General features: G+C 64.4%; 9 protein-coding genes. 6 read left to right on the top strand and 3 right to left on the bottom strand.

The features are described from left to right. Window positions 1–7: 7 nt before the first annotated feature. Window positions 8–979: a phosphoribosylaminoimidazolesuccinocarboxamide synthase gene (locus tag FHS74_RS24715; RefSeq protein ID WP_184806741.1), complete on the bottom strand. Its 972-nt coding sequence runs from the start codon at window positions 977–979 to the stop codon at window positions 8–10. 240 nt (window positions 980–1,219) lie between these two features. On the opposite strand from FHS74_RS24715, the gene FHS74_RS24710 reads away from it, so the two are divergent. The 4 genes from FHS74_RS24710 (at window position 1,220) to FHS74_RS24695 (ending at window position 8,977) form a co-directional block, all read left to right on the top strand. Then, a complete protein-coding gene (locus FHS74_RS24710; RefSeq protein ID WP_184806740.1) occupies window positions 1,220–4,138 on the top strand; it encodes a hybrid sensor histidine kinase/response regulator in 2,919 nt (972 codons plus the stop codon). A gap of 395 nt (window positions 4,139–4,533) precedes the next feature. After that, the gene (locus FHS74_RS24705; protein WP_246463348.1) at window positions 4,534–6,678 is read left to right on the top strand and encodes a TonB-dependent receptor; all 2,145 of its coding nucleotides are present in this window, start codon (window positions 4,534–4,536) and stop codon (window positions 6,676–6,678) included. Window positions 6,679–6,767: 89 nt separating this feature from the next. Then, window positions 6,768–7,448, top strand: a complete 681-nt coding sequence (locus tag FHS74_RS24700; protein ID WP_184806738.1) for a cysteine hydrolase family protein — start codon at window positions 6,768–6,770, stop codon at window positions 7,446–7,448. A gap of 137 nt (window positions 7,449–7,585) precedes the next feature. Next, a complete protein-coding gene (locus FHS74_RS24695; RefSeq protein WP_184806736.1) occupies window positions 7,586–8,977 on the top strand; it encodes an L-serine ammonia-lyase in 1,392 nt (463 codons plus the stop codon). A 56-nt stretch (window positions 8,978–9,033) separates the two neighbouring features. On the opposite strand, the gene FHS74_RS24690 is transcribed toward FHS74_RS24695, so the two are convergent. Then, window positions 9,034–10,191 (bottom strand): alginate O-acetyltransferase AlgX-related protein, encoded by a 1,158-nt coding sequence (locus tag FHS74_RS24690; RefSeq protein ID WP_184806734.1) that lies wholly within the window; start codon window positions 10,189–10,191, stop codon window positions 9,034–9,036. Window positions 10,192–10,202: 11 nt separating this feature from the next. Then, window positions 10,203–11,771 (bottom strand): MBOAT family O-acyltransferase, encoded by a 1,569-nt coding sequence (locus FHS74_RS24685; protein ID WP_184806732.1) that lies wholly within the window; start codon window positions 11,769–11,771, stop codon window positions 10,203–10,205. 444 nt (window positions 11,772–12,215) lie between these two features. Between FHS74_RS24685 and FHS74_RS24680 the strand changes: the two genes are divergently transcribed. Next, a complete protein-coding gene (locus FHS74_RS24680) occupies window positions 12,216–13,133 on the top strand; it encodes a SphA family protein (RefSeq protein WP_184806730.1) in 918 nt (305 codons plus the stop codon). A gap of 122 nt (window positions 13,134–13,255) precedes the next feature. Then, window positions 13,256–14,395, top strand: a complete 1,140-nt coding sequence (locus FHS74_RS24675; protein WP_184806728.1) for an MFS transporter — start codon at window positions 13,256–13,258, stop codon at window positions 14,393–14,395. Window positions 14,396–14,519 lie beyond the last annotated feature (124 nt).

Below are 14,519 nucleotides of genomic sequence, written 5' to 3'. Positions count from 1 at the left end.
ATCCGTCTCAGAAATATTTCGAGAGATTGCGGCGGATGCGGGCCAGCACCCCGTCCTCGTCCCGGGCGGGCACATAGGTCTCGCCGGTGATCATCTCATAGGCCTGGATGTAGATGCCGGCCGCCTGCAACACCACGTCGCCCGGGATCTCCGGCACATCGTCGGTGTAGGGGTCGCAGCGTGCCACCACCCAGCTGCGCACGAAGTCCTTGTCGAAGCTCTCCGGCCGTTCGCCCGCCTCGAACTTGGCCGGATAGCTTGCCGCGAACCAATAGCGGCTGCTGTCCGGCGTATGGATCTCGTCGGCCAGGATGATGTTGCCCGCTTCGTCCAGGCCGAACTCATACTTGGTGTCCACCAGGATCAGGCCGCGCTGGGCGGCCAGTTCGCGTCCGCGGGCGAACAGGGCCAGCGCCTTCTGCGACAACTCCTCCCACTGGGCGGCGGTCAACAGCTTGCGCTCCACGATCTCGGCCGGCGACAGCGGCTCGTCATGGCCGCCGTCGAAGGCCTTGGTGGTGGGGGTGATGATGGTTTCGGGCAGCTTCTGGTTGGGGCGCAGACCGTCCGGCAGGGTCACGCCATACATCGTTCGCTCCCCCTTCCGGTACATGGGCAGGATGGAGGTGCCGGTGGTGCCGGCCAGATAGTCGCGCACCACGATCTCGACCGGCAGGATGTCCAGGCGCTTGGCCACCACCACGTTGGGATCGGGATAGTCGATCACGTGGTTGGGGCACAGGTCGCGGGTGACCTCGAACCAATAGCGGGCGGTCTGGGTCAGCACCGCACCCTTGTGCGGCACCGCCGTCAGGATGCGGTCGAAGGCGCTCAGCCGGTCGGACGCGATGATGATGCGCCGCCCGTCGGCCAGGTCGTAATTGTCGCGCACCTTGCCCCGGTAATGCTTGGGCAGTTCCGGGATGGTGGCGTCGCTGAGGACGTTGGCGGGGGCGAGATCGGAAGGGGTGAGGTCCACCGGGCACCTGAAGGGTTGCGGCGCGCCATCCAGGGATCGGTGGCGCGGGGTTGGAATCGCGCGCGATCCTAGTGCGGCCGGGTTCATTTGACCACTGCGCGGTGGGCGGGGTGCCTACCCGCCGCAGGCGGCCTGAAAATGCGACCGGATGATCCGGCGCGCCTTCCCCCGACTCTATATATCAGGAGGGCGGGCCGGGTTATCGTGATGGCCCTGTCCGTCTCCGCAAGTGCTGGTTGGATGTCGCTTCGCCTTCGCCTCGCATTGACGTTCGGTGTCCTGGTCGCCATCGCTATGCTGGCGGCCACATTGATCATTGGCGAGCTGGCGGTTGGGCGGGTGCGCACGGACATCGCCCGCCAGATGGCCGACATTGCCTTTCAGACGGGAGACAAGCTGGATCGCGGCATGTTTGAACGCTGGCGCGATGTGCAGGTGGCGGCGTCGCTCAACAGCATCTTCAAGGTCGGGGCGGAAGAGACGCGGCAGCGTCGCTGGCTGGACCGCTTGAAGCAGACCTTCCCCTCCTACGCCTGGATCGGGTTTGCGGACCCCGCCGGCCGGGTCGCCGTCTCGGCCGATGGTCTGCTGGAAGGCGCCGACGTCTCACAGCGGCCGTGGTTCGCCGCCACGCGCGACCGGGGCGCCTACGCCGGCGACGTGCATGAAGCCAAGCTGCTGCAGAGGGAGCTGGGCTCCCCGGGGGGCGAGCCGCTGCGCTTCGTCGACGTGGCGGCGGCCGTGTATGATGAAACCGGCGCGGTGCAGGGCGTGCTGGGCGCCCATCTCAGCTGGACCTGGGCGGAGGAGGTGACGCGCTCCGTCCTGGGTGCCGCCGGTGAACGGTCCGGCGTGCAGGTGCTGGTGCTGTCGCAGGGCGGCACGGTGCTGCTGGGGCCGGAGGGCTTCGTCGGGCAGGACTTGGCGTTGACCCCGGGTGCGGATGGGGTGCCCGGCGTCGATTGGCCCGATGGCAAAGCCGGGGATTTCCTGATTGGCGTCAGCAAGAGCCAAGGCTACCGCGACTACCCGGGCGTGGGCTGGTGGATCGTGGCGCGCCAGCCGGCGGCCGTGGCGCTGGCGCCGGTGTACCACTTGCAACGCCTTGTGGCCTATGCCGGCGGCGCCATCACCCTGCTGGCGGTGCTGATGGCCTGGTACGCCGCCGCCCGCCTGGCCGCGCCCATTGAGCGGCTGACGGATGCGGCCGAGCGCCTGCGGCTGCAACCCGTCCCGGGCGCGCCCGGGACGGACACCGCCGACAGCCGCGACCCGCTGGTGACATTGCCGGCGGTGACGGGGGATCGTGAGATCGTGTCGCTGGCCGACAGCCTGCGCACGGCCTTTGCCACCGTGCGCGACCAGGCCCGCGATCTTGCCCAAGCCAACGCCACCCTGGAAAAGCGGGTGGAGGACCGCACCGCCGCCTTGGCCGCCGCCAACATCCGCCTGATGGACGACCAGATCCGGCTGGAAGGTCAGGCGACCGCCTTGACGGCCCTGGCGGAGGAGCGCGACCGCGCGCGGGCGGTGGCCCAGGCGGCCAACCAAGCCAAGTCGAACTTCCTGGCGGTCATGAGCCATGAGGTGCGCACGCCCCTGAACGGTATCCTGGGTGTTGCCCAGCTGCTGCTGGCGGGCCCCTTGCCGGACGACGTGCGGCCCCAGGTCCGCACCCTGCAGCAAAGCGGCCAGGCGCTGCTGACCATCGTCAACGATATCCTGGATGTCTCCAAGATCGAGGCGGGCAAGCTGGTGCTGGAGGATCTGGCCTTCAGTCTGGAGGATTTACTGGACGGGGTGCGCCGTCTGATGCTGCCCGGCGCGTCGCAGAAGGGGCTGGCGCTGACGGTGGCGCTGGACCCGGCGCTGGGCCCGGCCTATCGCGGCGATCCGGCGCGCCTGCGCCAGGTGCTGCTGAACCTGGTCGGCAACGCCCTGCGTTTCACCGACCATGGTGGCGTCACCATCAGCGTGGCGCCCGCCGAGGCGGCGGGGGCGGGTGAGGTGCTGTCGCTGCGCTTCTGCGTGACCGACACCGGTGTGGGGCTGTCGCCCGCCCAGGCCGGGCGGTTGTTCGAACGCTATGTCCAGGCGGATGAGACCATTTCCCGCCGCTACGGTGGTACTGGCCTGGGGCTTGCCATCTGTCGCGACCTGGTGGACCTCATGGGCGGCCGGATCGGGGTGGACAGCCGGGAAGGGGCGGGTAGCCGCTTCTGGTTCACCATTCCCCTGATTCCTGCCAGCGCCGAGCCCGTGGCGCTGCCCGTGGCGCTGGACGCGGCCGCGGCGCCCGCGTTGACGGTGGACGCCCCCACCTTCGGCGACGGCCCGGCGACGCCGGTCGGGACCGAGGGCGGGTCGGGGGCCCGCCTGCTGCTGGTGGAGGACAACGTGGTGAACCAGCAGGTGGCCTTGGCCCTGCTGCGCCGCGCCGGCCACACCGTCCGCCTGGCCCGCGACGGGCAGGAGGCGCTGGAGATCCTGGCGGCGGAACCGTTCGACCTGGTGCTGATGGACATGCAGATGCCGGTGATGAACGGGTTGGAAACCACGCGCCGGCTGCGCGCGGCGGAGGCCGGCACCGGCCGCCGGATGCCGATCATCGCGCTTACGGCGCACAGTCTATCTGACCGGGCCGACGACCATCTGGCGGCCGGCATGGATGACCATCTGGTCAAACCCTTCGACCACGGCCAACTGCTGAACCGCGTGGCCTTTTGGTTGGCCCGCGATATGGCCGCGCCACGTGAAATGGCTCCGCCGCCTCCGCCCCCCGCCCCCTCCGGTCAACCAGCGGATGGTCCGGTGTTCGATCCCGCGGTGTTGGGCAGGTTGGCCGCCCTGGTGCCGACGGCCCAGTTCCACATCCTGCTGCGGGAAATGCTCGGCAACGGGCTGGCGCGGGTGGATCGCATCGCCGCCTTGGCCCAGGCGGGCGACCTGGCGGGCCTTGCGCGTGAGGCGCACGACCTTGTCGCCACGGCCGGCAGCGCCGGGCTCTGCCGCTTGCAGGCCCTGGGCCGCGCGCTCGATGGCGCCTGCGCCCAGGGTGATCTGGATGGCGCACGTCTGCTGGCCGGCACCGTCGCCGCCGTGGGTGCTGGCGATTGGCGCCGGCTGATGGAATTGGCGCCGGACGCGCTGGTCCCATAGGAGGCGGCATGTCCGACCTGGCCACGGCACCGACACGCCGGATGAACGCAAGTCGCGCCGCCACCGGATGCGGGACGATTTTTCCTGACATCCCACTCCTGCGACCTTCTGTCGTTTGCAGTGCAGCGCTTTCCCGTTGACGGTCGGGATGAAGCGGGTTAGAACCGAGTTACGTTACACTATAACATAACAAAACTCGGCAGTTCGGGGCCTGTCTCCCCGCCCACCCAGTCGCTGTGGCCGGCCGCGCTCCCCTAAAGGGGGGGGGCGCGGCGTCGGTGGCGGCTGGCCTGGGCGCTGGGGCGGCGTGAAGGGATCAGGGGTCGGCCATGCATGCGGGCGATCCTCACGAAAGGTGGGAAGGTATGGTTTTCAAGTTCGGGCGCGCCGGGGTCATGGGCGCATTTTTGCTGGGGTCGGTCAGCACGGTCGCGCTTGCCGCCGATGGTCCTGCCGCCAGCCCTGCGGACGACGCGGCCGGCGCCACTGGTTCTATCGGCAACAATTCCGCCAGCGGCCCGGTGCCGGAGGTGGTGGTGACGGCCAAGCGCCTGTTGGACGCCCGCAACAGCATCCAGCCGGATTTGGGCGCCTCCACCTACAAGTTGGACGAGAGCGCGCTGGAGGCCCAGCCGGGTGGTGTCAACAATGGCCTGAACCAGGTGATGCTGCAGGCGCCTGGTGTGGCGCAGGACAGCTTTGGCCAGCTGCACATCCGCGGTGAGCACGCCAACGTCCAGTACCGCATCAACGGCGTCATCCTGCCGGAAGGCATCAGCGGCTTCGGCCAGACGCTCAGCCCCCGCTTCGCCCACAGCGTCAGCCTGGTGACCGGTGCCCTGCCGGCGCAATACGGCCTGCGCACCGCCGGCATCATCGACATCCAGACCAAGTCCGGCGCCTTCGACAACGGCGGCGACGTCAGCGTCTATGGTGGCAGCTACAACACGCTGCAGACCAGTTTCGACATATCGGGATCTTCCGGAAACCTGAACTACTTCGCCTCGGGGGACTTCAAGACCAGCGGCGTGGGCATCGAGTCCCCCGATGGTAGCGGCAAGCCCAACCATGACCGCACGGAAAACGGCCGCGGCTTCGTCTTCGTGCAGGACATTCTCGACCCCGACACCCAGGTCAGCCTGATGGCGGGGACGGAACGGGGGCAGTTCCAGATTCCCACCCGTTCCGGCCAGTCGCCGGGGCTGGGCTACAACCTGAACGGCGTCACCGACTATCCCAGCGACAAGATCGACGAGAACCAGCGCGAGATCACCCACTACGCCGCGGCCACATATCTGAAGGCGCTGGATACGGTGACGGTGCAGTCGTCCATCTATGGCCGCTATTCCAGCCTGTGGTTCAAGCCCGACCCCACGCCTGACCTGCTGTACAACGGCATCTCGCAGGAAGCCTACCGCCGCTCCGTCGCGGGCGGCTGGCAAACGGACGGCAGCTGGGTGGTCAACGACCACCACACGCTGCGGGCCGGCCTGTTGCTGCAGGTGGAACGCTCCTCGGGCAAGACCACGTCCCAAGTGTTCCCGGTGGATGACGACGGCAACCAGATCGGCAGCACGCCCACCACGGTGCGCGATGATTTCGGCAAGACCGGTTACAGCGAGAGCGTCTACATCCAGGACGAATGGAAGTTCGCGCCCGACTGGACGCTGAACTTCGGCGGACGGTTCGACAGTTTCCAGCAGTTTGACAGCGAAAGCCAGTTCAGCCCGCGCGTGAATCTGGTGTGGCAGGCGACGTCGAAGACGACGGTGCACGCCGGGTATTCCCGCTACTTCACCCCGCCGCCGTTCGAGCTGGTGTCCAACACCGCCGTCTCGAAATATGCGGGCACCAGCGCGGCCGCCGCCAGCAGCACCAACGACGCGCCCAAGGCCGAACGCGCCCATTATTTCGACATCGGCGTGGAACAGAAGCTGTTCGACGGTCTGACGGTGGGCCTGGATGGCTATTACAAGAAGTCCAAGAACATGCTGGATGAGGGGCAGTTCGGTGCCCCCATCATCCTGACACCCTTCAACTATGACGAAGGCACCCAAAAGGGTGTCGAGGTCTCGCTGACCTATGCCGTGGGCGACTTCCAGTCCTACGCCAATTTCGCGGTGTCGAAGGCGGAGGGCAAGAAGATCGTCTCCAGCCAGTTCAGCTTTAGCCAGGACGATCTGGATTACATCGCCACCCACTACATCCCGGTGGACCATGACCAGCGCTTCACCGCATCGGCCGGTGCCAGCTACCGCATCGACCGCACCTTGCTGACCACCGACCTGATCTATGGGTCGGGCCTGCGCGCCGATGGCGCCACGCCCAATGGCGCCGCCCTGCCGGGCTATGTCCAGGTCAATTTCGGGGCGGTGCAGACCCTGGACTTGCCGACCGTGGGCGTGATGGATGTGCGCTTCGACGTCATCAACGTCTTTGATGAGAAGTATGAGATCCGGGACGGCACGGGCGTGGGCGTCGGCGCCCCGCAATATGGCCCGCGCCGCGGCTTCTACGTCGGCCTGACCAAGGAGTTCTGAGGGCAAGACTCCGGACGCGCCGGCCCAAGACATGTTTTGCCCTCCCGCCCTAGGTTCCAACAGGGACGTAGGGTGGAGGGCAAGGCACCATGGCGCACATCATCGCGCTGCCGGCATGGGCGCATGAACGGGGCCGGGGGCTCAACGATGTCCGCACGCTGGACCCGGTCCGCACCGCCCTGGTGGTGATCGACATGCAGTGCGTGTTCATGGCGCCGGGGGAGGTGTTCGGCAATCCTCACGCCTTGGACATCATGCCGGCGGTCAACCGGCTGGCGATGGTGGTGCGCGCCGCTGGTGGGCGCGTGATCTGGACCCGCCAGACGGTCAGCGCTGACCCCGCCCTGGCCATGCCACCGTGGCAGTACGACCTGTCCATCCCCTTCGTGCAAGAGGCGGTGCGGGTGATGACGGCGGGTAATCCCAGCCACGCGCTGCACCCCGCCATGGATGCGCGCGATGGCGACGGTGTGATCGACAAATACCGATACAGCGCCTTCCTCTGCCCGGCCGGTGCCTTGCGAGCGGACCTTCAGGCCCACGGCATCGACACCCTGCTGATCGCCGGAACCCTCACCAACTGCTGCTGCGACAGCACGGCGCGGGACGGCAACATGCTGGGCTATCGCGTGGTGGTGCTGGCGGACGCCTGCGCCGCCCCCACGGACGCGGAGCACAACGCCGCCCTGTTGCTGCTGCGGCTGAATTTCGCCGACGTGAAGACGGTGGCGGAGGTCGAGGGGCTGCTCGCGGCCAGCAGAACATTTTAGAGATGGTCAAATTATATGACGCAGGGAAGGCGGTGGCGGCCGGCCGGCGAACCTAGTATCAAGGCGCGGTCGGCGCCTTGACCATTCTGCGGTCAGACCGTCCAGCGGGTGATGGGCGCCAGGATGGGGCATCGGGCATGAGCATCAGCGTCTTCGAACTGTTCAAGGTGGGGGTCGGCCCCTCCAGCTCCCACACCATGGGGCCGATGACGGCCGCTTGCCGCTTCGTCAGGCGTGTGGCGCAGGATGGCGATCTCGCCGCCGTGGCCCGGGTTGAGGTGTGGCTGTACGGTTCCCTGGCGCTGACCGGCCGGGGCCATGCCACGGACACCGCCGCCATCATCGGCCTGACGGGCCAGATGCCGGCCGATGCCGATCCTGACGCCTGCGCGGCGCTGGTGGCCCGGGTGCTGGACAGCCGTCGCCTGCCGCTGAACGGCGGCGGCCAAGGGTATGTCCATGAGATCGACTTCGACGCCGGGCGCGACATCCATTGGGAAGGCGGCAGCCAGCTGCCCTTCCACCCCAATGCCATCACCTTCGTGGCGGTCGACGCGGGCGGGGTGGAGCTGACGCGCGGCACCTATTATTCCGTCGGCGGCGGCTTCGTGCTGGATGAGGATGAGGCGCGGGCCAACGCCCCCGCCAATCCCGGCCCGCCCGTGCCCTATGATTTCGCCAACGCCGACCAGTTGCTGGCGATGGCGGGCCAGGCCGGTCTGACCATCGCCGAACTGATGCGCGAGAATGAGCGCGCGGCCCGGGGGGACGCGGACATCGACCAGGGACTGGACCGCATCCTGGCCACCATGGACGCCTGCATCGACCGCGGCATGCGCGAAACCGGCATCCTGCCCGGCGGCCTGGACGTGCCGCGCCGTGCCGCCAAGATCCATGCCCAACTGATGCAGCGGCAGGAGCGCATGCTGCGCGATCCGCTGTCGGTCATGGACTGGGTGAACCTCTGGGCCCTGGCGGTGAATGAGGAGAACGCGGCCGGCGGCAAGGTGGTGACTTCACCCACCAACGGGGCGGCCGGCATCATCCCGGCGGTCCTGCGCTATTATGAGCGCTTCCACGATCCCGATCGCCGCCGCCTGCACATCTTCCTGCTGACGGCGGCGGCCATTGGCGGGCTTTACAAACGCAACGCCAGCATCTCCGCGGCCGAGGTCGGCTGCCAGGGCGAGGTGGGGGTGGCCTGCTCCATGGCCGCCGCCGGCCTCACCGCCGCCATGGGCGGTACCAACGCCCAGATCGAGAACGCGGCCGAGATCGGCATGGAGCATAATCTGGGCCTGACCTGCGACCCCATCAAAGGCCTGGTGCAGATCCCTTGCATCGAGCGCAACGCCATGGGCGCCATCAAGGCCATCGACGCCGCGCGCCTGGCCTTGATGGGCGACGGCACGCACAAGGTCAGCCTGGACCGGGTGATTGAGACCATGCGGCGCACCGGTGCCGACATGAAGGACCTCTACAAAGAAACCTCGCTGGGGGGCCTGGCGGTCAACCTGCCGGAGTGCTGAATGCTATAACCAGGGGCGATTGTGCTCCAATAGCGAGGGGCCCGGCCTGCGCCGACTCACGGCGCGGTAACGTCGCTCCATTTGATGCGCCCGGCATCAACCATTTCGGCCTCGTGGAACTCTATAATGAAATATTTCGTACCGGGAGCGATACGGCGCAGCACCGAAGCGAAAAAGGTGCCGTCACCCCACGGCTTCGATCGGAACGCCTGCAAATGTTGGAAGTGCAAATTCATGCCGGCGCGCCAGAAGGACTCGCCGTATGAGTTGCTGACAATGACTGTAGCCGGTAGACCACTGCGGCCCGGTGCTAGTTGCCAATTGAAGTCGTGGCCCAGCGGAAAATCCGGATTGAAATTTGCGTCTACGCCAAGCCAATCAAACGTTCCTTGGGCTGGGTCACGCCATGGTTCGTTGGTGCGGATGGAGTCCTCGGTTACGTAACGGAAGAGCGGAAGCTGCTGGGATTCGCCGCCCGCCCAATGGATCTGTTCAATGGTCAGGGGGGCTATCCACCGCAGGCTGGGGGCGCCTTCCAGGTCTGCGAGACGGTTGACGATGGCACGCGCCACCTCGCCTCCCGCAACATCCGTCCAGTGAAAATCGGTTCGATGGAACGCCTGTATATTCTGCGCCCGGAGATTGCGCAGTATGGGCTCTGCAGCTATGTGATTGGCACCGAACCGCTCAGTCAGGATGTCCTGCATGCGGGTAAAGGCGGTAGGTTTTGGATAATGGGGAGCATCTCGCCCCAACGATTCCGGATAGATGACGTCCTTTTGCGGGACGGTGACCACCAGCAGATCAATATCGCGCTTCGCCAAATAGTCGTGCAACGCTACGAAACGGTCTGCGAATTCCGTGAGCTGAGGATCGGACAGAAGCGCATTCCGGCCTTTCTGCGTGTCGATGACGTCCCGATAGTTCAGCCATCCGTCAGGACCGAGATGAAGGCGCTCGGAATAACCCAAGCGATAATTCGTTTCGGTCCGTAGCCGGATTAAGGTGTTACGAAAGCCGAAATTGTCATTGAACCACATGCTGACGTTGCGCATTAGCGTTATTGGAGTCGCCATGGCCGCACGGTTCAGGTCAGGGAGCTGATGCAGGGTGCGGTTTTCAAGTACCGGTGGCTCGAGGGCCATCGGTTTGATCATTTGCACTATCGGCAGAGATAAAAGCGTGACCCAGAGAATGACGAAAGTCAGTCGCATGCGTTGGGTCCTCAGAACTGAAAGTATATGAAAGGGCTGAAGCCACCAACTGCGATGGCGGAGGCGGATAGCACCAAAAGCGCTAAAGACGCGGCTCCCTGAAGCGCGACACTCCAGCCACCTAGGCGTTGGGTTGGCCAAAGTTGGCTCATGCGAATCATTGAAAATGCGGTGGCCACGACCAGAACAGCGACTTTGTCTCCGGTCAGATAGAACCATTCCGTTCGGAAAGGGACCCCCTCTGGCGCCAATCCGCTCATGAGCGAGAGGATGTGCATGGCCTGCCCCAACGTTTCTGCCCGAAAGAAGACCCAGCCGATGACAACCAGGAGGAAGGTTGAGAGCGTACGCAGCACGACCACCGCAAAGGAGTTGGATGATTTGTCCCATCCTGTGACGCGTTCGATGCAAAGGAGCGCGCCATGATACAGTCCCCAGACCAGGAACTGCACGGCAGCACCATGCCACAGGCCACAGAGCGCGAATACCACCACTAAATTCATGAGTGTGCGCAAGCGGCCAGCTCGGTTCCCGCCCAGAGGAATATATATGTAGTCCCGAAACCAGCGGGATAACGTCATATGCCATCGCCGCCAGAACTCCGTAATGCTACGGGAGGAGTATGGTCGGTCGAAGTTTTCCGGGAAGTGGAAACCCGTTATCCGTGCGATGCCGATCGCCATACTGGAGTAGCCGGCGAAGTCAAAATAGATTTGGAAGGAATAGGACAACATAGCGATCCAGGCTAGACTTGTCGTCAGGTGCGCCTGATCGGTTTGCAGGATTTGCGTCGCGACACTTGAGAGGGGATCCGCGATCATTGTCTTCATCGCCAAACCCGTCGAGAATCGAAAAAGCCCTTCAAAAATATTATCAATCGTGAAGCGCCGGGCGCTCAACTCCGTTTTTATTTCCACATACCGAACGATGGGGCCGGCTATCAGCTGCGGAAAGAATGCCTTAAAAGTCGCGAACTCGATCAACGACCGTGAGGCAGGAACGGCACCGCGATAAACGTCGATCACATACGAGATGGCCTGGAATGAAAAGAAAGAAATTCCCAACGGAATAAAACCAATTTCTAGACTGTGTGGGTGTGTATCCGTATGGTGTCCAGATAATTCAAGAAATGAATAAATTATAAAATCCATATATTTGTAATAGATCAATCCGCAAACATTTACAAATATTGCCGTAAACGCATATATGAACGCGATGCGTCCTCTTGTCTTTGCAATTATTAGACCGACCGCCCAGTTAAACAATATATAAAAAGCCAAGATATCTATCCTGGCTCCTGGGCCCAGCGCATAAAAAAATAAGCTGCAAAACAGTATCGCCGCATTTTTGCAATACTTTGGCACTATTGAATAGATCAGGAGAAACAACGGCAGAAAAAGAAATATGAATGCCGGGCTGCTAAAAACCATTGCTTCCAAATTCTTCCAAAAGAAAATATTGGCAATGCTATTGCCGATAATGCAACTAAAGTCAATTAATTTTTTGCAGAGATGGCTATCCCACTTTAGAGCTTCGCGTAACGGATTAGGGTGATGACCGAAGCGCGTGACAGGCGACATCAGCCTTGTTCAACCAGACACCGCAGCTTGCAGGTTGATGAGTCCCCGCGCCCAAGCAGGGGCTTTCCCGGGGCAGGAATATGGCCAGTCCGCCGTGGGGTGAAGCTGTCGCCCCGTGCCGGCCCTATGTCGTTCCATGTCCATTCAAAGGCGGCCCTCGTTCCGCCTCGCGGGGGGATGCTGGGTCTAAGAAAAAAGCATAATTACGGCATTACCGTAATTTTGCCGATTGACAGTTTTCCGAAATAACAGGAAAAACGTCATATCGATGCGGCGCGCATCGACGCCAATCGATGCGGCGCGCATCGACGCCAAGAGGGTGGCAGCACCCTGGCCTCAGGGAGGTTCACAAACAAGATGCCAAACGCTCGTCGCGTTACGCTGCCCGTTGCCATGACGGCGGCGACCTTATCGCTCGTCTCACCAATGCAGGCGGGGGCGGCATTGCCCGCGTCGCAAATCCCGGACCTGGTGCAGCCATCCAACGGCATCAATCTCGGAAGCACCAGCTTCTATGACGGCTTCAGCACCCTGCAGCCGGGGGTCACGCTTCTGGGCTATCTGCGTGAGAACGTCCTGAATTCCATCATCGGTTCCGACGGCCAGGACTCCCCGGCGTTCAAGGACCCGAGCGTCAAGGTTACCACGGCCATCACGCAGATTTCGGCGGTCGCGCCGCTCAGCCTGGATGGCAACGCCCTTGGCTTCGATGTGCTGCTGCCGGTGACCCGCATCCAATCCCATTTCGGTTCCGGCGGGCGTCGGCTGGCGGCCAACAGCACCTCGTTCGCGGATCTGACCTTCGGGCCCTTCATCCAGTTCAAGCCCATCATCGCCGATGGTCATCCCGTCGCCTCGTTCCGCGTGGCGTTCGACCTGATCGCCCCCACCGGTGGCTTCGACCGTACCAAGGATCTGAACCAGAGCAGCGGCTATTGGTCGTTGAACCCCTATGTCGCGTGGACCGTCCTGCCCGCCGAAGGGTGGGAGGTCTCGGGGCGGACGCAATACCTATACAATTTCAAGACGAACAACATTTCCAACGCCCCCACCATCCCCTCCTTCACCTTCAACGATGGCCAGGCGGGGCAGGTGCTGTACAGCAGCTTTACCGTGTCGCGGGAACTTGAAAAAGGCTTCTCGGCGGGTCTGAACGGTTTTGTGATCGAGCAGCTGAATAACGACCGCATCAACGGGATCAGCCTGCCCAATACGCGGCACCGCGCCCTCTATCTGGGGCCGGGCCTGCATTTCGACCGGCTGCCGGACTGGGGGCTCAACCTCAACGTCTATATGCCGATATCCACCCGGAATTACACAACAGGACCGCAATTCAACGTGCAGTTCATCCGGCCCTTGTGACGGCTGCTGGCGAACCTACACACCAAAGGGAGGGATGGAGCATGCATGTGGCACATGAGCCGGTCACGCACGGACCGGCGGCCCAGGCGGCGGGAAGGACGGCGGGAAGGGCGCCAGGCATCATGCTGGCGCTTCTGGCCTGCTTGCCCGTCGCGGGCACGTTGTTGGTGGCCCAGGTCCTGCCCCAGATAGGGGCGGCCTTCCCGGGAACGCCAGGCCTGGATCTGAAAGTGGCCCTGGCGTTGACCATTCCGGCGCTGGCCATCGCCCTCTGTTCCTGGGGGACCGGCTGGCTGGCGGATCGGGTGGGGAAGCGCCGCCTGCTCCTGGGTGCGCTGGTCGTTTACGCGGTGCTGGGGGTGTCCCCCATGGTGCTGCAGGATCTGGGCGCCATCATCATCGGCCGTGCCGGCACGGGGATCGCCGAAGGGGTCATCATGACCTGCTCCACGGCTCTCATCGGTGACCTTTACCCGACCGGGAAGCGTGAAGGATTGCTGTCGCTCCAGACGGCGTGCGCGTCCGTCGCGGCGGTGCTGTTCGCGCTGATCGGGGGTGCCCTGGGCGACCTGGGGTGGCGGATGCCGTTTGCCGTCTATGCGTTTTCGGTGCTGTTTGTGCCGGCCGTGCTGGTTCTGATCCCCCGGAGCGAGGACGCCGCGCGGCCGGCCGCCGCCAGCGGCCGCACGCCCGCCGCCTTGCCCAAGGTTCCCCTCCTCGCCGTCTGTGGCGTCACCGCCGTCCTGTCCATCTGCTTCTACGTGGCGCAGGTGCAGTTGCCCTACCTGCTGAACGCCATCGGGGCGGTGGCGCCCTCCACCGTTGGGTTGGTTTCCGCCATGGCGAACGCGGCGGTGGTGGCCGGCACCCTGTGCTTCGCCTTCCTGCTGCGCGGCCGCGCTCCCCTTATCGGCGGTGGCATCAGCTTCCTGCTGACCGCCATCGGCCTCGCCGTGGTGGGGATGTCCAGCCACTACGCACCCCTGTGCCTGGGCCTGGTCATCGCCAGCTTCGCCGGTGGCGTCGCGCTGCCCACCTTCCTCAACGCCGCCATGGCTCTCCTCAATCCCGAGCAGCGCGGGCTCGGCGCGGGAATGTGGCAGTCGAGCTTCTGGGCCGGCCAGTTCTTGAGCCCCATCCTGGTCATCGCCGTCACCGGGGCCACAGGCGGCTTGGCCCGGGCCGTCCTGGTCTTCGCGGGCCTGGCCCTGGCCGCCCTGTTGACGGTGCCCTGGCTGTTGCGTTCCCCGTCCCGTCGCTGACATCGATGACTGGAAGCCGCCCGGGAGCCTCCCCGGGCGGTCTTTCCGTGCCTGACGGGGACAGACAAGGCTTGCGCCCCGCCACCGTCACCCCCTATGCGTTGGACGTCGACGCGAAACGGAA

Origin of the sequence: Nitrospirillum iridis (genome assembly GCF_014205765.1) — a bacterium.
In the GTDB taxonomy this organism is placed as follows: domain Bacteria; phylum Pseudomonadota; class Alphaproteobacteria; order Azospirillales; family Azospirillaceae; genus Nitrospirillum; species Nitrospirillum iridis.
The sequence above is the reverse complement of the archived record's forward strand: the minus strand, read 5'-3'. Positions and strand labels throughout refer to the sequence as shown.